We start from the raw sequence: 22,657 nt of genomic DNA on the forward strand, positions 1-22,657 counted from the left end.
TAGGTAAAACATGAAAATTAATGTAATTAAATTAAATGGCAAAACGATGACTTATAATATTGAAAATCCAATTACTGGTTATCAATTATTAAAACAGGAAAATGAAAATATAGATTCTTCAATTATTGCTTTTACTCTGAATGGACAATTAAAAAATTTATATTGAGAAATTAAAGAAGATGCTGAAATCAAGTTTATTAAAAAAGATGATGCTTTAGGATGAACTATTTTAAATTATGGATGTGCTATGATTTTAGCTCATACTATTAAATTAATGTATCCACAAGCGTTAATTACGATTGCTAATACTAATGATAATGGTTTTTATTTAGATTTTGATTATGAAAAACGACTTTCTAATGATGAATTAATTAAAATTGAAGAGAAAATGCGTGAAATTTTAATAAAAAATATTGAAATTAAAAGAGTTTGTCAAACTAAAGAAGAATCTTTAAAAACTCATAAAGACAATCCTTTTGCTTTAGAATATATTAAATTAAATCATGTTAATGGATTAAAATGCTCTTATTTAGTTGATAATAAGACTTTAGTAGTAGCATCGGGTGTTGCTATTAATAATTCTTCATCAATAAAAGATTTTAAATTATTAAGTATTACTGGTGCATATTGATTAGGAAATGATAAAAATAAACAATTACAGCGCATTTCTGGAATTTGTGATTATTCAAAAGTAAAATTAGTAGATAAACTTAATGAACTTGAAGAACGAAAAAATCGTGATCATCGCAAACTAGGTAAAGAATTAAGTATTTTTACTTTTAATGATGATTGTGGTAAAGGATTACCTATATTTTTACCAAATGGTATGGTTATTAAAAAAGTTTTGCAGGAATATTTGAGAAAACAAGAATTTATGTGAGATTATCAAGAAGTAGCAACACCAGTTTTAGGTTCTGTTGAATTATATAAAAAAAGTGGTCATTGAGATCATTATCGTGAAAATATGTTTACTCCAATTAAAAAAGAAGAAGAACAATTGGTATTAAGACCAATGACTTGTCCTCATCACTGTATGATTTATAAAAGTGCTCTTCGTAGTTATAAAGATTTACCTTTGCGTTTAAGTGAGCATGCTTTATTATATCGTTATGAAGCAAGTGGGGCTTTAACTGGTTTAGAACGAGTAAGAAGTATGGAATTAACTGATTCTCATATTTTTGTTAGATTTGATCAAATGAAAACAGAGTTTAAACGTTGTTATCAGTTAATTGCTGAGGTTTTAAAAACTTTAAATATTAAAATTGATTATTTATCATTATCTTTACGAGATCCTGCTGATAAAGAAAAATATTTTAATGATGATAAAATGTGAAATCAAGCAGAAACAGCATTACGTGAAGTATTAGATGAATTACAATTAGAGTATAAACCAATGATTGGTGAGGCTGCTTTTTATGGACCAAAATTTGATGTTCAAATTAAAACAGCATTAGGTCATGAAATTACAATATCTACTATTCAATTCGATTTCTTATTACCGAAAAAGTTTAATTTAACTTATATTGATGAAAATAATAATGAAACAAATCCAGTTATTGTTCATCGAGGATTAATTGGTACATATGAACGTTTTATTGCCACATTATTAGAACAAAATAAAGGTGTTTTTCCACTATGATTAGCACCAAGGCAAATTGCAATTTTACCAATAAATGAAAAAGAAAAAACCTTAGAATATGCTAATAAATTATTGCAAACTTGTAAACAACATAATTTACGAACTGAAATTATTAGCAGTGGAACTATTGGCAAACGTATTGTTGAAACACAAACTCAAAAAATTCCTTATCAAATTATTATTGGTGATAAGGAAATAGAAAATAATAATTTAAGTTATCGTCAGTATGGTCAAAAAGAAAGTAAAATTGTTACCTTATCAGAATTTTTAAAATTATTAACAAAACAAGTTGAGAATAAAATATAACTATAAAAATTAAAAAACCATTTAAGGTTCTAATTCTTAAATGGTTTTTTAGTTAATTAAGCAATTTAAATTTTACTAAGTATATTAGTAAAATTTAAACCATTTTTTTATACGAAAAAAATATTTATATTTTTACTATTATTTTCATTGACATTGGGTTTTGTTTTCTGTAAGATACTTATTGTGCCCGAAAATAAATGGGTTACAAACTAGAAAAAACGATCTTTGAAAACTAAATAGAACAAGAATTAATCCGTCAATTTTTTATTAAAAATTAAATAAGTCAGACATCATCTTTTAACAAAAACAATTTTATTGAGAGTTTGATCCTGGCTCAGGATTAACGCTGGCGGCATGCCTAATACATGCAAGTCGAACGAAAGTAGCAATCTTTAGTGGCGAACGGGTGAGTAACACGTATCTAATCTACCATTTAGTGGGGAATAACTGTTGGAAACGACAGCTAATACCGCATATGTTATTTATTTGCAATGATAAATAATGAAAGGAGCATTTGCTTCGCTAATTGATGGGGATGCGGCGCATTAACTAGTTGGTAAGGTAATGGCTTACCAAGGTAACGATGCGTAGCCGATCTGAGAGGATGAACGGCCACATTGGGACTGAGACACGGCCCAAACTTCTACGGAAGGCAGCAGTAGGGAATTTTTCACAATGGGCGAAAGCCTGATGGAGCAATGCCGCGTGACTGATGAAGGTCTTCGGATTGTAAAGGTCTGTTGTAAGGGAAGAAGTGCTAGAATAGGAAATGATTTTAGTATCGACCATACCTTACCAGAAAGCCACGGCTAACTATGTGCCAGCAGCCGCGGTAATACATAGGTGGCAAGCGTTATCCGGATTTATTGGGCGTAAAGCGTGCGTAGACGGTTTTGCAAGTCTGAGGTTAAATTTAGGGGCTCAACCCCTAACCGCCTTGGAAACTACATTACTAGAGTATAGGAGAGGTTAGTGGAATTTCATGTGTAGCGGTGGAATGCGTAGATATATGAAGGAACACCAGTGGCGAAGGCGGCTAACTGGCCTATTACTGACGTTGTGGCACGAAAGCGTGGGGAGCAAATAGGATTAGATACCCTAGTAGTCCACGCCGTAAACGATGAGTACTAAGTGTTGCCATGAGGCAGTGCTGTAGCTAACGCATTAAGTACTCCGCCTGAGTAGTATGCTCGCAAGAGTGAAACTCAAAGGAATTGACGGGGACCCGCACAAGCGGTGGAGCATGTGGTTTAATTCGAAGCAACGCGAAGAACCTTACCAGGTCTTGACATACCTTGCGAAGCTATAGAGATATAGTAGAGGTTAACAAGGATACAGGTGGTGCATGGTTGTCGTCAGTTCGTGTCGTGAGATGTTTGGTTAAGTTCAGCAACGAACGCAACCCTTGTCCTTAGTTGCCAGCATTAAGTTGGGGACTCTAAGGAGACTGCTAGTGTAAGCTAGAGGAAGGTGGGGACGACGTCAAATCATCATGCCCCTTATGACCTGGGCTACACACGTGCTACAATGGCTGATACAAAGAGTCGCTAAACCGCGAGGTCAAGCAAATCTCAAAAAGTCAGTCTCAGTTCGGATTGAAGTCTGCAACTCGACTTCATGAAGTCGGAATCGCTAGTAATCGCGAATCAGCAATGTCGCGGTGAATACGTTCTCGGGTCTTGTACACACCGCCCGTCAAACCACGAGAGTTGGCAATGCCAGAAGTCGGTGTCCTAACCGTAAGGAGGGAGCTGCCAAAGGCAGGGTTGATGATTGGGGTTAAGTCGTAACAAGGTATCCCTACCGGAAGGTGGGGATGGATCACCTCCTTTCTATGGAGTTTGGTTTCTTATTAGAAACCAAGACAACAAGAAAAATTAGATGGATGATTTATTGGATTACTTCTTTTGTTCTGTTTAGTTTTCAGGGATTGTTTTCTCTGAGCAATTGTTCTTTAAAAACTGGATAATAGACATCTTTTAAAAAAAAATAAGATAATTTTTATCTTGCAATAAAATATTCTAAAAATAAATTATTAAGAGCGTATGGTGGATGCCTTGGAATTGGAAGACGATGAAGGACGCGATTACCTGCGATAAGCTTCGGGGAGCTGGAAATAAGCTTTGATCCGGAGATGTCCGAATGGGGAAACCCACTATCTTTAATCAGATAGTACTGTACAATGAATTCATAGTTGTGCAGAGTGATACCTAGAGAATTGAAACATCTTAGTACCTAGAGGAAAAGAAAGCGAATGCGATTCCCTTAGTAGCGGCGAGCGAAAAGGGAGCAGCCTAAACCAGTCGTCAGACTGGGGTTATAGGACTGTCTATTAGGTTCGACCTATGAAGAGTTACAAAATTTATATATAGCAGAAGTTGTTGGGAAGCAACGCCATAGATGGTGAAAGCCCAGTATGCGAAATGTATAAATCTCTTGACAGTATCCTGAGTACGGCGAGGCACGTGGAACCTTGTCGGAATTTGCGCAGACCACTGCGTAAGGCTAAATACTAACCAATTACCGATAGTGAACCAGTACCGTGAGGGAAAGGTGAAAAGTACCCCGAGAGGGGAGTGAAATAGTTTCTGAAACCATATGCTTACAACAAGTCGGAGCCCGTTAATGGGTGACGGCGTGCCTTTTGTAGAATGAGCCGGCGAGTTACGATTACATGCAAGGTTAAGTTGAAAAGACGGAGCCTAAGTGAAAGCGAGCCTGAATAGGGCGTTTAGTATGTGGTCGTAGACCCGAAACCAGGTGATCTAGCCATGAGCAGGTTGAAGTTAATGTAACAGTTAATGAAGGACCGAACCAACGTTCGTTGAAAAGACCGTGGATGACTTGTGGCTAGCGGTGAAATTCCAATCGAACCTGGAGATAGCTGGTTCTCCCCGATATAGTTTTAGGACTAGCGTCAGAATTAGTGCAATGGAGGTAAAGCTCTGAATGTATGATGGCCCCACCTCGGGGTACTGAATGCAATTAAACTGCGAATGCCATTGTTACATATCTGGCAGTCAGTCTATGGGTGATAAGGTCCATGGACGTGAGGGAAACAGCCCAGATCATCAGCTAAGGTCCCCAAATCAATGCTAAGTGGAAAACGATGTGGAATTGTTCAGACAGCTAGGAGGTTGGCTTAGAAGCAGCCATCCTTTAAAGAGTGCGTAACAGCTCACTAGTCGAATGATTCTGCGCGGAAAATGTACCGGGGCTAAGCATTGTACCGAAGCTATGGGTCTATATATATGTTTACATATATTGTGGGCGGTAGGGGAGCGTTCTAATCTGCGACGAAGTTAGACCGGAAGGACTAGTGGAGCGTTTAGAAGTGAGAATGCCGGCGTGAGTAACGATTGAAGGTGAGAATCCTTCATGCCGATTGACCAAGGTTTCCTGGGCTAGGTTCGTCCACCCAGGGTTAGTCAGGACCTAAGGCGAGGCCGAAAGGCGTAGTCGATGGATAACAGGTTGATATTCCTGTACCACCATGGTGACTGATGGAATGACGGAGAAGGCTAAAATGTCCCAGTGATTGGTAGTGCTGGGCTAAGTACAAAGAGGGTTGTGTAGGCAAATCCGCACAGCGTTAACCTTGAAGTACGATGGGGAGTGAACGGTTCGCTTAGTAACGAAGCATTTGATGCCATACTTCCAAGAAAAGTTTCTAAAGACATCACCATGGTGCCTGTACCGAGAACGGACACACGTGGTCAAGGAGAATATCCTAAGGCAAGCGAGATAACTATAGCTAAGGAACTCTGCAAAATAACCCCGTAAGTTAGCGAGAAGGGGAGCTCATAGCAATATGAGTCGCAGTGAAGAGGTCCGGGCGACTGTTTAGCAAAAACACAGCTCTCTGCTAAGTCGTAAGACGATGTATAGGGGGTGACGCCTGCCCAGTGCTGGAAGGTTAAAGAGATTTGTTAGCGTAAGCGAAGCTTTGAACTGAAGCCCCAGTGAACGGCGGCCGTAACTATAACGGTCCTAAGGTAGCGAAATTCCTTGTCAGGTAAGTTCTGACCCGCACGAAAGGCGTAACGATCCGGACGCTGTCTCGGCTATAGACTCGGTGAAATCTTAGTACCTGTGAAGATGCAGGTTACCCGCGATTAGACGGAAAGACCCCGTGGAGCTTTACTACAACTTGATATTGAATTTTGGTGTAGTTTGTACAGCATAGGTGGGAGACGTTGATATGCAGACGCTAGTAGGCATGGAGTCACCATTGGGATACCACCCTTGCTATATTGAAATTCTAACTTGAGACCATAATCTGGTCTAAGGACAGTGTCTGGTGGGTAGTTTGACTGGGGCGGTCGCCTCCTAAAAAGTAACGGAGGCGCCCAAAGGTACCCTCAATATGAATGGAAATCATATGTAGAGCGCAAAGGTAAAAGGGTGCTTGACTGTGAGACATACAAGTCGAGCAGGAACGAAAGTTGGGCTTAGTGATCCGGCGGTGCTGTGTGGAAAGGCCGTCGCTCAACGGATAAAAGTTACCCCGGGGATAACAGGCTAATCTCTCCCAATAGTTCATATAGACGGGGAGGTTTGGCACCTCGATGTCGGCTCATCGCATCCTGGAGGTGTAGTCGCTTCCAAGGGTTGGGCTGTTCGCCCATTAAAGCGGTACGCGAGCTGGGTTCAGAACGTCGTGAGACAGTTTGGTCCCTATCTGTCGTGGGCGCAAGAAATTTGAGGAAAGCTGTTCCTAGTACGAGAGGACCAGAATGGACCTACCTCTGGTGCACCAGTTGTCACGCCAGTGGCACAGCTGGGTAGCTATGTAGGGCATGAATAAGCGCTGAAAGCATCTAAGCGCGAAGTCAGTTCCAAGATGATATTTCTCATTCGAAAGAAGTAAGATCCCTTGAATACTACAAGGTTGATAGGTCAGGTGTGTAAGCATAGTGATATGTTCAGCTTACTGATACTAATAGATCGAGGATTTATTGAAGAATATATTCTCTATTGCAAATCAAAAGTAATCAAATTTAAAGATGTCTGTTTCTAGTTTTTAGGGAGCAATTGCTAAACTATTTGGTGTCCATGGCGGAGTGGTCACACCTGTTCCCATCTCGAACACAGCAGTTAAGCACTCCAGCGGCGAAAATACCAGCAATGGGAAAATAGCACGATGCCAAATTTTTTTTATTTATTTTAATGTAAAAATTAAAAAAATCTTAATTTTTACATTAAAATAAGTAAATAATTTTATTAATAAAAATAAAAGGGTGAAAAAACCCTTTTATTTTTAATTTATGATTGTTTTAATCCACTTATACGCTCTGCTATTGATAAATCATTTTTTATTCATCAATAAATAGTAATAATAAATCCAATTAATGATATATAAGTTATATATTGTAGTAAACTGCAAAGTCCATAGATTAGTTTTTCTTTACGATTTGATCCAACATTAATTCCGGTGACGATTTCACCAACGGATCTAATATTAAAAATTCATAAAATAGCATTAATAATAAATAAAAAATTATTAATTAAACTTTTAATTAAACGTTTTGTTTGCATATTATTCTCCTTTAAACTAAAAATATTAACAATAATAATTTTAACATTTTAGCGATAAAATATATTATTTTAAACATTACCTTTATTATTGATATTAAAATAATATTAAATTAAAAATAATCTTGATGCTTTATCATAAGAAATGTAACAAATATTAATATAAAGGAAATTGATATTAATTATTTTTTCATTGGTTTTTTATATATAAAAAAGAAGGAAAAACAATGATAAAATATTATTAATAATTTTTATTAATAAAAATTAAAAGGAAAATAGTATGCCAAAATTATTAAAAAACAGGTATAATTACCAGTCACTTCAAGATCTGGCTGTAACTATTAGAACCATATACCCTCTATTTAAAATTGATGAGTTTATCAATGACATTATAGATGAAACATGAGATAAGTTAGAATTGAAAGCCCGTATGAGGAAAATTGCTATTAATTTAGGAAGATATTTACCAACCAGTTATGAACAGGCACTTGCTATCATTGATAAGATCATTGATCTTTATCCTGTAGGATTTAATGATTTTTCACTAATGTATTTTCCAGATTTTGTTGAAATCTATGGACAAAATGAACATCATTGGGATTTGTCAATAACTGCATTAGAAAGGTATACTCAATTTTCATCTTCTGAATTTGCAGTGAGACAATTTATTATAAAACATGAAAAGCGTATGATGCAGCAAATGCTTGCTTGATCTAAGCATGATAATGAGCATGTGCGACGACTTGCTAGTGAAGGTTGTCGTCCCCAATTACCATGAGGACAAGTATTAACAAATTTCAAAAAAAATCCATATCCAATCCTTAAAATTTTAGAACAATTAAAAGCCGATCCCTCTTTTTATGTTCGTAAAAGTGTAGCAAATAATCTAAATGATATTTCTAAAACACATCCTGACTTGGTTACAAAAATTGCAAAGGAATGATATGGTAAAAACAATCAGACTGATTGGATTGTAAAGCACGGTTGTAGGACCCTTTTGAAAAAAGGCAATATGGAGGTAATGAAAATCTTTGGTTTTACCAATATTGATTGTGTAAATGTGATTGATTTTGCTTTAGGTGCTGAATTTGTTTCTATTGGAGAAAATATGACTTTTTCTTTTAAGATTGAGACAAAAAAAGCAATCAAGGTACGATTAGAATATGGTATTGATTATGTGAAAGCGAGTGGTAAACGGAATCGTAAAATATTCCAAATATCAGAGATATATTTAAAGGAAAATATGAAGAAATTTTACGGAAAAAAACATTATTTTGCAGATATAAGTACAAGGAAACATTACCCAGGAATTCATTCAATTACACTTATTGTGAATGGTACTGATTGAGATACATTAGATTTTAAGATATTGGCTATTAGATAGTGTAACTAATTATTTGATTAACCTAAATATCGATTTTATTAGATTACAAAATTGGAAAATTAAAAGATTTGTTTTTTATTTTAAAAGATTTAATATATATTGTATAGTGTAAAAAACTATTATTAGTATCAAAAAAGGGGTCTTTATGAAAAAAATAATAAAAACATTAAGTGTTTTAACACTTGCAACAACCACAGGAAATTTAACTAATTTATTAAACAGAATTGAGGAAAAATCTAATATTACAACTAATTATATGCAAAATAAAAAACGTTTAGAAAATAAACATAGTGCAATTAACTTAGCAGATATAATAGTAAATAATAATTTAGGACTTATTAATAGTGGTAAGGATTTAGCACCATCTAAAATGAGTTTACTAATAGGTATTATTGAAGCAAATCATGCAATTAAATCATTAACTATTAATGATTTTGATATTAAAAGACAAGATACTAGTATTGCTACAATTATTGGCAAAGGTGATTATATAGGAACAGTTAATTTGTATTATAGTATTACTAATTTTGTTTCTCAAAAATTAACAAATGGAAACATTTATGCTTTAGGTGTTGATTCACAAGGTAATATTTTTAGAGCACAAGAAGATAAGGTTTATAAGATTACTCCAACAGGATTAGAAATTTTAATGGCAGGATTAGAAGGATATTGGGCAGTTAGAGCCTTAGTAATTGATAATGAAGATAATGTTTATGTTGGTAGTGATAATGGCTTTGTTTATAAGAGCGATGGTGTACGTAGTTTTGAAAAAATTATAATACCAGGACCAAAAAACTGAATTTGAGCTTTAACATTTGATAAAAATACTGAAACCGTTTATGTTGGTAGTGATACTGGTGTATGCAAAATCAGTAAAAATGGAAGCATTAGTTTAATGCAAGGAACAAATGGTGATCATATTAGAAGTTTAGCAGTTGGTCCAGATGGTTCAATTTATGCTGGTGATGATGATCGTGGAATAATTTATAAAACTGATAAAATAAGTCAAACTTTTGGAATATTTCAACAAATACACGATGGACATCAAATTGATAGTTTAGTAGTTGACAAGGATAATACTGTTTTTGCTGGTTCTTGAAATGGTCGTCTTTATAAGATAAAGAATGGAATATATGAGGTAATCTTAGAAACAAATCCAAACCACGAGGTTAAACGTTTAGTCATTGATAGAGATAATAATTTATTTGTTGGTATTGACTCCAATAAAGTATATAAAAAAATAGAAGGTACAGATTTATGTTCTGAATTATCTGGAATAAAAAATACTGATGATCATATTTTTGCTTTAGCAGTTGGTCCAGATGATTCAATTTATGCTGCTGGATCGCAAGGAATCTTATATACAGCTAAAAATTTTAATAAAAGATAGGTTATATATAAGTAATTAGTATTAAAATTAATAAAAATAAAAGACTTGCTGGCTAATTATATAGTAAGTTTTTTTATTTTTATTTAAATTTATGTATTAACATATTAAAAAAATCTTGTAATTTATTAAAAATCTAATATAATAATACTTGACATAAAGAAAGTAGTTTTTACGCTCACCTGATAGCTAAGTTGTTATAGGTTCAATGCTTTAAATTTTTATTTTTAAAATAAAGTTTTGTAGTGGTGAGTGTGCGTTTTAGCACACTTTTATTTATGCAAATTAAAGGAGGTATGTATGGCTTTTAAAAATAATGATAATTTATGAAATAGTAATATTCCCTTTTATGAATTTTTATTAATTGGTAATAATGGTACTAATTATGGTTTAATGAAAAAAAATGATGCTTTAAAAAAAGCAGAAGATTTAGGATATGACCTATTATGTATATCACCAAATGCTAAACCACCTGTTTGTAAAATGTTTAAATTTGATACATATCGTTTTGAACAACAAAAAAAGGAAAAAGAAGTTAAAAAAGCACAAAAATTAACAATTGTTGAAGAAAAAGAAATTCGACTAAGTGTTGTTATTGATAACAATGACATTAAAACAAAGGCAAATAAGGCTCGTAAATTTCTAAGTAATGGTAACAAAGTAAAAGTTACATTAAAATATCGTGGTCGTGAATTACATAATCCTGAAGCAGGATTTGAAGTAATTACAAAATTTTATAAAGAATTAGAAGATATTTGTATTTATGATAAAAACTTTGATAAAAAAGAAAAAAATATACAAACTATTTATCTTTTTCCAAAAAAGAAAAATCAAGAAAATTAACAATAGGAGGTAAAATATGCCAAAAATGAAAACAAAAAAAGCTTTAAAAAAAAGAATTAAAGTAACAGGAAGTAGTAAATGAATGCGTAGTGGTGCTTTTGTTTCTCACTTAGCTCAAAATAAAACAACAAAACAAAAACGTCAATTACGTGGGTGAAGTGAAGTATCTGCTTCTGACTATAAGCGTTTAAAAGATTTAATTTAGGAAGGTGACAAAATAAATGGCTAGAGTTAAAGGCGGTTATACAACTAATCATCGCCGTAAAAAAATACTAAAAGCAGCAAAAGGATATTATGGAGCAAAACATAGTTTATATCGTACAGCAAATGAACAAGTAATGAACTCATTAGGATATGCTTATCGTGATCGTAAAAATTGTAAACGTGAGTTTCGCAAGTTATGAATTCAAAGAATTAATGCAGCTGTTCGTAATTATGATTTATCATATTCACGTTTTATTGATGGCTTAAATAAAGCTAATATTAATCTTAATCGTAAAATATTGTCTGAGTTATCAATTAATCAACCAGAAGAATTTGAAAAATTAGTTTTGGCATCAAAATCTGCTTTAGCAAAATAATTAATTGCAAAATTTTATATAAATTAAAAACACTTGAAATAAATTAAATTTATTATAAGTGTGGTAATGTTTAGTAATCTGTGTAACTTACAAAAATAACTATGTTTAATTAGTTCTAGTAAATATAATTAATTTTCTAGAAAGAGTGAGTTACAGATGGCTAAAAAGCAAAATATTAATAACAATGATCCAATATCACAAGCAGTAGATTTATTATTAGAAAATACTGAAGATTTAACAACAGTTTTTAAAGAGGGAGGATTATATAAAGAATTAACAAAAAGATTAGTAGAAAAAATGTTGAATTCTGAGATGCAAAATTATTTAGGATATGATAAGAATCAACATAGTAATAGTGACAATGCTCGTAATGGTATAAGTTCAAAAAAATTAATAACCCAACAAGGTAAAATTGAAATTGATGTACCAAGAGATCGTAATAGTAATTTTAATCCTGTAATAGTTGCAAAAAGACAAAGAAGATTTGATGGTTTTGATCAACAAGTTCTTTCTTTATATGCAAAAGGTATGACATTATCAGATATTAGAATGCAATTACAAGAGTTATATCATGGTGCTGATATTAGTGAAAGTGTTATTAGTCAAATTACTGATGATGTTATTGATGACGTCAAAGCATGGCAAAATCGACCATTAGATAGTGTTTATCCGATTGTTTATTTTGATTGTATAGTAGTTAAAGTACGACAAGATAAACGGATTATTAATAAATCAGTTTATATAGCTTTAGGAGTTGATTTAGAAGGTAAAAAAGATGTTTTAGGTTTATGAATTAGTGAAAATGAAGGTTCTAAATTTTGATTAGCCAATTTCACAGAAATGAAAAATCGTGGCTTAAATGATATTCTGATTGCTTGTAGTGATAATTTAACAGGCATGTCAGAAGCAATACAATCAGTTTATCCTAAAACCGAACATCAATTATGCATCGTTCATCAAATTAGAAATAGTTTGAAATATGTCTCATATAAGCATAGAAAATCTCTAGTTGCAGATTTAAAACCAATTTATACTGCATGTAGTGAAGAACAAGCAATGCAAGCTTTAGAATCATTTGAAAATAAATGAACTAAACAATATCCACAAATTGCTAAATCTTGATATAAAAATTGAGATAATTTAATGGTTTTTATTAGTTATCCTGCAGAAATAAAAAGGGTAATTTATACCACAAATGCTATTGAATCTGTTAATAGTCAATTACGAAAAGTCATCAGAAATAAAAAAGTTTTTCCTAACGATATGTCAGTTTTTAAAATATTTTATTTAGCAATTGACAATATAACAAAAAAATGAACAATGCCCATTCAAAATTGAAATACAGCAATTGCTCATTTTATGATAAAATTTGAAGACAGAATTAATCTGAATTAGTAACTTTGTAAAACAAAGAAACACAGATTATTAAAAAGCCTCATAAGTGTTTTTAATTTATATAATTATGATAAGTTTTAGAAATGTATTTAATATAAATTTCAAAGAATATTTTTTTATCACAAACTTTGTTTTATAATATATTTAATGGTAAAATTAAAAAATAAATTCGCTTCTTAGTATAAAAATAAGAAAGAAATTTAAAAAAAGAGGGGACCATTATGCAATTTGTTTTTCTTGGATTTTTTGATGGTAATCCACAAGCAGTTATTAATCCTTTATTTGGTATGTATTATTGAATTGGCTTATCTATATCATTATTCTTGATAATTAGTTTATTTATTTTTAAAAGGTTTTATGCTAATTTAAGTAAGTGCTATAGTTTTAAATGTAGTTTAGGTATTTTTCAAATACTTTTATATATTAGTTTTTATATTGTTCATGGATTGAATGGTGATAATTATCAATGGTATGATTATTTTCCTTTTCAATTATGTTCGGTATTAAATATTACTAGTGGTATACTATTAATTATTTCTAATAAAAGTTTATTTAATATTACTTTTCCTTTAATTGGTCCTGTTATTTTGGCATTTTTATTACCAGATAAAACAAAATGAGTTTTTGGTCCACAACATTTTCTTTATTGAAATTATTATTTTATTCATATTATTATTCTTTTTTCTTATTTACTTTTATATTTATATGGTCATATTGAATATGACAAAATATATATCAAAAAAAGTATATTATATTTAATTTTATTTGGTAGTGGTGTTTTTATTTTTAATACTTCTTTTGGTACTAATTACTTATTTATTGGTAATGCTGGTTATACAGCAAGTTTTGGTAAAAAAGTATTAGACACTTCAGTGTGGTTACCAATTTTACGTTTTACATTTATGTCTGTTGTTGGTATTTCATTACTAGTTTTAACATATATTTTTATTATAAAAACTTTATCTCCTTTTTATTTAGAAAAAGGAACAAAAATTAATCCTATTTACAAAGATAAAAAATCATTAATTACAAAATTTTATAAAAAATTAAATTTAAAAGATAAGAAAATAATGAAATCTTAATTAATAATTAAAAAAAAGAAAGTGAGTTAATTATGTTAAATTCAAAACAATTTTCAACAATTATCCAACTTCAAAATGAGTTAGATAAAAAAATAATTATTAATCGTGGTGTTAGCGATATTAAAACATTAAATTCTAGATTTTTAGCACTTTTAGTTGAATTAGGTGAATTTGCAAATGAACAAAGATGTTTTAAATATTGAAGTTCAAAACCAAGTAGTGAAAAATCAGTAATGCTTGAAGAATATATTGATAGTCTTCATTTTATTCTTAGTATCGGTAATAGCCTTAATATTGATTTTCAAAATTTTAGTTTTTCAGAAAAAACAAATTATCAAGATCTTAATCTTGCATTCATTGATTTATTTGCTTTTGTTACAACTCTTTTTAAATCAAAATCAAGTAATGATTTTTTTGAATTATTAAATATTTATTTTACAATTGGTAAAAAATGTAATTTTAATAGTGAAGACATTATTTCTTGTTATATTTATAAAAATGAAATAAATCATTTACGACAATCACAAAATTATTAATGGAAATAAGTGATCGTTTTATTTAGGAGATTAAAATGACTAATGTTAAAATTTTCAATTATAATAATACAAAATGAGAGTACATTATTACATATAAACAACAAAAACATATGTATTTAAAAGTGCGCAACGATCAAATTATTATTAGTGCTCCATTTTTTATGCAAGAAAAATTAATTGAAGATTTCATTTTAAAAAGTTTACCTAAAATTTTAAAAAAGAAAACTATATTAAAACCTAATATTGTTATTAATAATAATGACAGTTATCTTTATTTTTTAAGTAAAAAATATCAATTAATTACTAAGTATCATTCAAAAAAAACCATTATTTATTTTGAATTTAATAATTTGGTAGTATGCACAAATATTCAAGATGATAAGCAAATATTAATTAAAATTCAAAAATTTTTAAAAGAAGAGTCAAAAAATATTTTTATGAGTCGCTTACAATATTGATCAGAAATTATGAATATTGAGTTTTCAGTACTAAAAATTCGTTCGATGTTAAATAAATGAGGTGTTTGTCAACCAAATACTAAAATCATTACACTTAATTATAAATTAATTCATTTTGATTATGCTGTAATTGATTATGTTATAATTCATGAGTTAACGCATATAATTCATGCTCATCATAAAAAAACATTTTGAAATTTTGTTGCTCAATATTGTCCAGATTTTCAAGATTGTCAAAAAATATTAAAACAAGGAGTTATGGATGAAACAAATAACCTCACTTAAAAATCCAATAATTCAAGAATTAGTTTTATTACATGAAAGAAAACATCGCAATGTTAAAAAAATGTTTTTAATTGAAGGAGAACATTTAATTAGTATTGCATTATTAAAAAAAAGATTACTTGCAGTATATGTTGATGAGAAGTATTTAGACAAATATGCAAATTTATTAAAAGCTTGTAATAATATTGAAGTTATTGTTGTAAATAGTATGATTATTAAAAAAATTTCACAACAAAAAACACCACAACCAATAATTGGCGTTTGTAATATTGTTAAACCTTTAAATTATTTTTATTCTTCTCATATTATTCTAATTGATACAATTCAAGATCCAGGTAATTTAGGAAATATTTTACGCAGTGTTACTGCTTTTAATATTTCTGAAGTATATTTATCAAATGAAAGCGTTGATTTATATAATCACAAAGTAATTAGTGCAAGTCAAGGAGCTATTTTTTATACTAATGTGTATTATGAAAATTTTGATCAATTTTTATTAAAAGTAAAAAATGCAAATTATATGATTTATGGTACATTTCTACATGAAGATAATAGTACTAATTTATCTGAAATTACCTTTAAGCAAAAGAATGCTTTTTTATTTGGCAATGAAGGACAAGGTATTAATAAAAAGTATAAAGATAAAATTAATAGTAATATTTTTATTCCAACTTCTTTTAATGTTGAATCATTAAATTTAGCAACAAGTGTAGCAATAGTAACGTATTGCTTATTTACTAGTAATATATTAAAATAAATTATACTTATTTTGAATTATAAAATTTAATTATACATATTAACAAATTAATGGAGGAATAGAATGTTATCGGTTAACGATTTAAAAAAAAGATTAGAAATTATTAGACAGCAAGCATTTAATAATATTGATGAAGTTGCTGATTTACATAAATTGCAAGTTTTAAAATCACAATATTTAGGTAAAAATTCGGATATTAATAATATATTAAAATCTTTAGAAAAGTTTCCTCATAATTTTAGAATTGAAATTGGTCAAGCAGCTAATAAATTAAAAAAAGAAATTAATGAATATATAATAAAAAAATTTAATGAAATTGAGAAAGATAACATTAATGAGCGTCTTAAATCTTCAGAAATTGATTTAACACTACCGGGTATTGATTTTAATATTGGTCACATCAATCCTTTATTAAAAACTGTTACCGAAATATCTGAAATTTTTAAAAATTTGGGTTATCAAATCATTAGTGGTAATGAAGTAGAAAATGAAGAATATAATTTTAATCGCTTAAATTTACCATTTGATCATCCAGCAAGAGATATGCAAGATACTTTTTATCTTGAAAATAATAATGACAAACTTAATCGTTGATTATTAAGAACACACGCTACAAATATGACTGCACGCATTCTTAGCGAGCAAGATAAAAATTCAAAAGAAACCACAGCTATTATTAGTTTAGGAAATGTTTATCGAAAAGATGATGATGATGTTACTCATTCTCACCAATTTATGCAAGTTGATGGGTTTTTAGTTGGATCTAATATTACTTTTGCAAATTTAAAATGAACATTAAATTATTTTTGTCAGCAATTTTTTGGCATGGAAACTAAAACAAGATTACGTCCTAGTTATTTCCCATTTACGGAGCCTTCAGTTGAAGTAGATGTAAGTTGCCCAAAATGTAATACAGAAGGTTGTTCATTATGTAAGTATACTGGTTGAATTGAAGTTTTAGGTGCTGGTATGATTCATCCAAATGTTTTTATTGCTGCTGGTTTAGATGAAACAACAGCAGGTTTTGCCTTTGGTGTAGGCATTGAAAGAATTACTATGATTAAATATGGCATTGACGATATCAGATTATTTTATAATAATGATTTTCGATTCTTAAAACAATTTTAAAAATTAAAAGGAGTATAAAATAAAATGATAGTTTCACGTAAAATCATTTCGCAGTGATTGAATATTAATAGCATTAAAGATTATGAAATCGTTGATGCTTTAAATAGTTTAGGTTTTGAGGTTGATCAAGTAAAAAATTTAATGTTCAGTAATACAAACTTAGTTGTTGGTCAAATTACTAAAATTACTAAACATCCTAAATCAAATAAATTAAATATTTGTGAAGTAACAGTAGGCACTGAAATGTTAACTATAGTTTGTGGTGCAGCAAATGTAGTTATTGGTATTAAAGTTGTTGTAGCAAGGATAGGAAGTACTTTAGGTAATGGTCTTACTATTGTTGAAAGAACAATTCAAGACGTTGTTTCTTCAGGAATGCTTTGTTCATTAACAGAATTAGGATTAAGCGGTATTGTTCAGAATAAAGAAGAATTAAGTGGTATTATTCATTTACCAGATGATGCAATGGTTGGTAATATTAATCCATTACAATATTTAAATTTAGATGATACAATTTTTTTTATTGATTTAACAGTAAATCGTAGTGATTGTTTGGGGATTTATAGTATTGCTAGAGAATTAAGCGGTTATTTTAAAATTCCTTTAAAAAACATGGAAGTTAGTAGTATAGGAAAATTTGATAATAAAAGTCAAGTTAGTGTTCTTAATGGTAAAATTCAAGCTTTAGCAACATTAAAGATTGAATTTGATGATAAATCTGTAATAACACCAATTTGAATTAGAAGAACACTACAACTTGCAAATATTGTACCCAAAACTTTATCAGAAGATATTATTCATTTAGTAATGTTAGAATTGGGTCAACCCTTAATTACTTTTAGTGCCGATGTTTTAAAAAAACCATCTTTAAATATTTCACCTAAATCATACCCAGAAGGTAATTTGCAAATTAAAGAGGGTGATATTTTATTACACGATAAATATTTGGCTTTTAGTGTTTTAGGAGTTAGTCATAATATTGAATATGAAGTTAAACCAAGTTCCAAAGAAGTTTTTATATTTTCAATTAATCCTGATGTTACCTTAATGAGTAAACAAGCAAAGCGACATGGTGCTCTTATTAATACATTATTAGAACGTTTAACAAGACCAGTTGTTCCTGATTATTATTTAATTGCTTTACAACGTTATTTGTTTATTTTAGGACAATTACAAGTTAAATATGAAATTACTGGTTTTAGTAATGATGTTCCTTATCAAGTTAAAACAAAAGTGATCAATTTTAATTTTAATTTTATTAATAAAATTTTAGGTACAAATTTTGGGGTTAATGAAATAATTAATTATTTGACTATTATTGGTTGTCAAATTGAAATTGATGCAAAAAATCAAGAAATTTTAAAAGTAACAGTTCCTAATCATCGTAGTGATTTAAATAATGCTAATGATTTTAGTGAAGAAGTTGCAAGAGTATTTGGATATGATAAATTACCAGTTATTAAACCACAATTTAATGTATCATTTAAGTCACCAACGGCAATGGAAAATTTAATGATGAAGTGAAGACAACATTTAACAAGTTATGGTTTTAATCAAGTAAAAACATATAGCTTAACAAGTATGCAGAGATTAAATGATTTTAATTTTTTTAAATATAAAATACCTGTAAAATTAGAAGCACCTTTGACATTAACAAGAGAAGTTATGCGTTTTAGTTTGACAGATAGTTTATTAAGAATTTGTCAATATAATTATGCACGTAAAGAAACACAATTAAAAATTTTTACTGATGAAACTATTTATACAGGTGATGAAACTGATGATAATCATCATTTAGCTTTTATGATTATGGATAATTTTTGACCAAAAATTAATACTAATAAAATTACTAATAGTACGTATTATTTTATTAAAGGTTTTTTAGATGGTTTTTTAGCAAAAGTTATGCCAAATTTATTTAACTCTATTGTTTATAAAACAAATAATAATTCTTTAATGCATCCGTATTTAAGCGCAGATATTTTTTATGAGCAAGAACATATTGCTACTATTGGCGCACTGCATCCACAAACTGAAAAAATAATGAATGTTGAAAAAATATTCTTAGCAGAAATTAATTGTAGTAAGTTAGTTAAAATCATAGAAGAACAACAAAAAGTAGTTTCTAAATTTAAGCTTTGATCAAAATTTAATGCTTTAAGTCGTGATATATCAATTATTGTTAATAGCGATATTCAATTTTCTGATGTAAAAAATGCTATAATATTTGCAAATATTGATTTTTTAGAACAAATATCTTTGGTAGATTTTTATAATGATGAAAAATTAAAATCACAACATCAACACTCATTAACTTTTAATTTGAAATTTAATAGTCAAGAAGAACAATTAGATGAAACAAAAGTAAGTGGACAAATAAGTATTATTCAAGAAATATTAAAGAAAAAATTTCAAGCAATTATTCGTTAAAAATATAACAAAATATTAAATAATAACATTAATATATTTTTTTATTATATTAAATTTTTAAATTGGGTGAGATAATATGAAAACATTAAACAAAGATAATTTAAACTTTTATAAAATGGCGTTATTATTTATGATTCCAATTTGTGCACAATCTTTAATTGAAACATTAATAAACTTAATGAATAATTTTGTGGTTGGTCAATTTGGAAATGATGATGCTATTGCTGGAGTTGCATCATCAAGTAATATTTATGATATGGTTTGATATATCTTTTTTGCTATCGTTGCTACCGGTAATATTTTTACTGCTCAATATTTAGGTATTAAAGATAAGAAGAAAATTCAAGAAACTACTAATATAAAATTATTTTATACTTTAATTTTTTCAATATTTTTTGTTGTAATATTAGAATTATTTAGCAAACAAATTATGGGAGTAATTCTTGGTGCTGAAGATAATTCTCATCAAAATGCTATTGGTATTGCTGAAGAATATAGTAAATTAATTGCTTGAAATTACCCATTGTTAGGTTTTGCTTTTATTATGTCAATTACTATGAATACATGTGGTAATGTTAAAACACCATTGATAACTTCTATTTGCTCATTACTCTTAAATACATTTTTAGTTTGTATTTTATCATTACCATATAGTGGGGGACCACAATTAGGTATTGAAGGATTAGCAATAAGTTTAATTATTTCAAGAGCAGTAGAATGTTTTATATTGTTAGGTTATTTAATTTATAAAAAACCAATTTATGCTCCTAATTGAAATATTTTTAAATTTACAAAAGATTTACATAAAAAATATATTATTACTTTTATTCCTTTATTTGCTAGTCAAGTATTATTTGGTGTTTCAGTAGTAATGTTAACGGCTTTATATTCTCATTTTGGTGATACTGAAGTTGTTGCCGCTGTGCAAATTGTTGGTAGTGTTGTTGCTATTTTTTATTCTACTTTTAGGGGATATAATGCTTTAGTTGGATATGCTGTTGGTAGCAAGTTAGGTTCAGGAGAACTAGTACTGGCTAAAGAAAATGCTAACAAGATATTAAAATTGAATTTTGCTATTTCAACTGTTATTGCTTTAATTATTTTGGGTAGTGCTTTTTGAGTTCCAAAAGTATTATTTCCAAATTTATCTAATAATGCTATGAAACTTGCAGTTTGATATATGGCTTTTTCAGCAGTAACTTATTTTTTCATTAATATGATGCAACCATTATTTAGTTTTCTTTATGCTGGTGGCTATACTTTAATTATTAGTATTGCTGATCTATTTTTAATTTGATTTATTGATATTTTTATTACTTTTGCTTTATTGCAGTGAACTGACTTAAGTATTAAAATGGTAATTATGATTTCGTGTTTAAGTAAATCAGCTGATTTTATTTGTGCTTATGTATTTTATAAAGTAATTCCTTGAAATAAAAATATTATTAATTCTAAAGTAGAAAATGTACCTCATCCGACATTTGAACCACATGGATAATATAAAAATCCCTTTTTAATAATAGATTTTATTTTAATAAATTTTGTTTAAAAAATGTTAAAAAAATTCTATTATATTTTAGCAAATAAATTCATATTTATCGTTTTATTTTTATTGTATTTAATATACAATTATTATAGTTACTGGTGTGATTTTAGAGGATGGTAGAAGTAATGCTTTTTTTATTTTTAGTTATAATTAAACTTTTATAATAATTAAATTTTAATTATAACTAAATAAATACGGACATTAAAAATTTTGACATACCTTTATTATAAGAAATTTTTATTTTTTGAAAGAATTTTAAAAATAAGTTTAAGTAAATATATAAAAATAGTAATAACACCAGAACTAATAAAATCATTTTGGAATTAAAAAAGAAATTAAGAAATAATAAAAAAATAAAAAAAGCATGATTGTTTTAAAATTTTTGGAATGGCAACACTTTTTAGGACTATTTTTTGGTAGACATTTGTTGTTGATATTTAACTGGAGTTAAGTAGTTTAAAGTGCTGTGAATTCTTATATTGTTATATCAATTGATGTAATCAAATAATTCTAATTTTAATTGGATTAATGATGTAAAATTTTTATCATTAATAAATTCGGTTTTAAAAGTTTTAAAAGTTGCTTCAGCAACAGCATTATCATAAGGACAACCTTTTTTACTTAAAGAACGGTTAATGTTGAATGCTAGTAAAAGTTTATCAATAATTTTATTGTTAAATTCATTACCGCGATCACTATGAAATATTTGAATATCTTTTAAACAGCGATTTGATTGCATAAATGCTTGATGTACTAATGATGCATCTTTTTTAACTCCAACACTATGTCCGATAATTTCGCGGTTAAATAGGTCTATTAATAGGCAAATATAGTTTCACCTACCATTAACTTGTACATAAGTTAAATCACTAACAATAACTTCATTTTTAATCCTATTCTTAAATTTTCTATTAACAAGATTAGTTATTTGACTATCGTTAACTTTGTTATTATGATTTTTGAATGATAATTTAGTATATTTTGATATTAAATTATGTTCATTCATAATTTTTTTAATTTTTCTGCGCGATAAATAAATTTCTTGGTTTTCTAGAATTTTTTTTAATCTTCTAGTACCATAAACTTCTTTATTTTCTTTAAAAGCACTAATAACAGCTTCATCATAAATATTATTTTTGATTTTATTTTCTTTTTTCTTTAAATTAAAATAATATGTTGATTTAGATATTTTTAAAAAACGACACATTGTGCGAATTTTATATTTAGCTTTATTTTTGACAATAATTTCTATTTTCTGCCTATTATTAGTGCTGCTTGCTTTAAAATATCATTTTCCATTCGTAATTGCTTTAATTTTTTTCTTAATTTAATTAATTCATTTTCTTCAAAAGAACGATTATCTTT

General features: G+C 28.8%; 16 protein-coding genes and 3 rRNA genes. 17 read left to right on the forward strand and 2 right to left on the reverse strand.

Annotated features, from left to right (window positions below; translation table 4 throughout):
* The first annotated feature begins 10 nt into the window (after positions 1 to 10).
* The 4 genes from thrS (at position 11) to rrf (ending at position 7,097) form a co-directional block, all read left to right on the forward strand.
* The gene (gene thrS, locus AACL11_RS04415; protein WP_338988298.1) at positions 11 to 1,945 is read left to right on the forward strand and encodes a threonine--tRNA ligase; all 1,935 of its coding nucleotides are present in this window, start codon (positions 11 to 13) and stop codon (positions 1,943 to 1,945) included.
* Between the two features lie 311 nt (positions 1,946 to 2,256).
* Positions 2,257 to 3,777, forward strand: a 16S ribosomal RNA gene (locus AACL11_RS04420).
* 193 nt (positions 3,778 to 3,970) lie between these two features.
* Positions 3,971 to 6,908 (forward strand): 23S ribosomal RNA (locus tag AACL11_RS04425).
* Positions 6,909 to 6,990: 82 nt separating this feature from the next.
* A 5S ribosomal RNA gene (rrf, locus tag AACL11_RS04430) occupies positions 6,991 to 7,097 on the forward strand.
* Together the 16S, 23S and 5S rRNA genes form the textbook arrangement of a ribosomal RNA operon.
* Positions 7,098 to 7,210: 113 nt before the next feature.
* On the opposite strand, the gene AACL11_RS04435 is transcribed toward rrf, so the two are convergent.
* Complete coding sequence (locus AACL11_RS04435) at positions 7,211 to 7,483, reverse strand: hypothetical protein (protein WP_338988300.1); 273 nt, start codon at positions 7,481 to 7,483, stop codon at positions 7,211 to 7,213.
* 277 nt (positions 7,484 to 7,760) lie between these two features.
* Between AACL11_RS04435 and AACL11_RS04440 the strand changes: the two genes are divergently transcribed.
* The 13 genes from AACL11_RS04440 (at position 7,761) to AACL11_RS04500 (ending at position 21,244) form a co-directional block, all read left to right on the forward strand.
* Positions 7,761 to 8,864 (forward strand): DNA alkylation repair protein, encoded by a 1,104-nt coding sequence (locus AACL11_RS04440; protein WP_338988301.1) that lies wholly within the window; start codon positions 7,761 to 7,763, stop codon positions 8,862 to 8,864.
* 145 nt (positions 8,865 to 9,009) lie between these two features.
* Complete coding sequence (locus tag AACL11_RS04445; RefSeq protein ID WP_338988302.1) at positions 9,010 to 10,254, forward strand: hypothetical protein; 1,245 nt, start codon at positions 9,010 to 9,012, stop codon at positions 10,252 to 10,254.
* A gap of 297 nt (positions 10,255 to 10,551) precedes the next feature.
* Positions 10,552 to 11,094, forward strand: a complete 543-nt coding sequence (gene infC / locus AACL11_RS04450; RefSeq protein WP_338988303.1) for a translation initiation factor IF-3 — start codon at positions 10,552 to 10,554, stop codon at positions 11,092 to 11,094.
* A gap of 16 nt (positions 11,095 to 11,110) precedes the next feature.
* Positions 11,111 to 11,299 (forward strand): 50S ribosomal protein L35, encoded by a 189-nt coding sequence (rpmI, locus tag AACL11_RS04455; protein ID WP_338988304.1) that lies wholly within the window; start codon positions 11,111 to 11,113, stop codon positions 11,297 to 11,299.
* A 16-nt stretch (positions 11,300 to 11,315) separates the two neighbouring features.
* Positions 11,316 to 11,675 carry a 50S ribosomal protein L20 gene (rplT, locus tag AACL11_RS04460; protein WP_338988305.1) on the forward strand — a complete coding sequence of 120 codons (360 nt, stop codon included), beginning with the start codon at positions 11,316 to 11,318 and terminating at the stop codon, positions 11,673 to 11,675.
* A 156-nt stretch (positions 11,676 to 11,831) separates the two neighbouring features.
* Complete coding sequence (locus tag AACL11_RS04465) at positions 11,832 to 13,070, forward strand: IS256 family transposase (RefSeq protein ID WP_338986680.1); 1,239 nt, start codon at positions 11,832 to 11,834, stop codon at positions 13,068 to 13,070.
* A 221-nt stretch (positions 13,071 to 13,291) separates the two neighbouring features.
* Complete coding sequence (locus AACL11_RS04470; protein WP_338988306.1) at positions 13,292 to 14,152, forward strand: hypothetical protein; 861 nt, start codon at positions 13,292 to 13,294, stop codon at positions 14,150 to 14,152.
* A gap of 32 nt (positions 14,153 to 14,184) precedes the next feature.
* A complete protein-coding gene (locus AACL11_RS04475) occupies positions 14,185 to 14,688 on the forward strand; it encodes a dUTP diphosphatase (RefSeq protein WP_252320316.1) in 504 nt (167 codons plus the stop codon).
* Positions 14,689 to 14,723: 35 nt separating this feature from the next.
* On the forward strand, positions 14,724 to 15,431 hold the full coding sequence (locus AACL11_RS04480; protein ID WP_252320314.1) for a M48 family metallopeptidase: 708 nt from the start codon (positions 14,724 to 14,726) through the stop codon (positions 15,429 to 15,431).
* Positions 15,409 to 16,188: a TrmH family RNA methyltransferase gene (locus tag AACL11_RS04485; protein ID WP_338988307.1), complete on the forward strand. Its 780-nt coding sequence runs from the start codon at positions 15,409 to 15,411 to the stop codon at positions 16,186 to 16,188. The genes AACL11_RS04480 and AACL11_RS04485 overlap by 23 nt, the downstream gene beginning before the upstream one ends.
* 63 nt (positions 16,189 to 16,251) lie before the next feature.
* A complete protein-coding gene (pheS, locus tag AACL11_RS04490; RefSeq protein ID WP_338988308.1) occupies positions 16,252 to 17,316 on the forward strand; it encodes a phenylalanine--tRNA ligase subunit alpha in 1,065 nt (354 codons plus the stop codon).
* Between the two features lie 24 nt (positions 17,317 to 17,340).
* The gene (gene pheT, locus AACL11_RS04495) at positions 17,341 to 19,746 is read left to right on the forward strand and encodes a phenylalanine--tRNA ligase subunit beta (RefSeq protein ID WP_338988309.1); all 2,406 of its coding nucleotides are present in this window, start codon (positions 17,341 to 17,343) and stop codon (positions 19,744 to 19,746) included.
* A gap of 76 nt (positions 19,747 to 19,822) precedes the next feature.
* Positions 19,823 to 21,244 carry an MATE family efflux transporter gene (locus AACL11_RS04500; protein ID WP_338988310.1) on the forward strand — a complete coding sequence of 474 codons (1,422 nt, stop codon included), beginning with the start codon at positions 19,823 to 19,825 and terminating at the stop codon, positions 21,242 to 21,244.
* Between the two features lie 454 nt (positions 21,245 to 21,698).
* Here AACL11_RS04500 and AACL11_RS04505 read toward each other — a convergent pair whose 3' ends face one another.
* Positions 21,699 to 22,619: an IS3 family transposase gene (locus AACL11_RS04505; RefSeq protein ID WP_338988488.1), complete on the reverse strand. Its 921-nt coding sequence runs from the start codon at positions 22,617 to 22,619 to the stop codon at positions 21,699 to 21,701.
* Positions 22,620 to 22,657 lie beyond the last annotated feature (38 nt).

This window comes from Spiroplasma endosymbiont of Dasysyrphus albostriatus (assembly GCF_964019495.1).
GTDB lineage: Bacteria > Bacillota_I > Bacilli_A > Mycoplasmatales > VBWQ01 > Spiroplasma_E.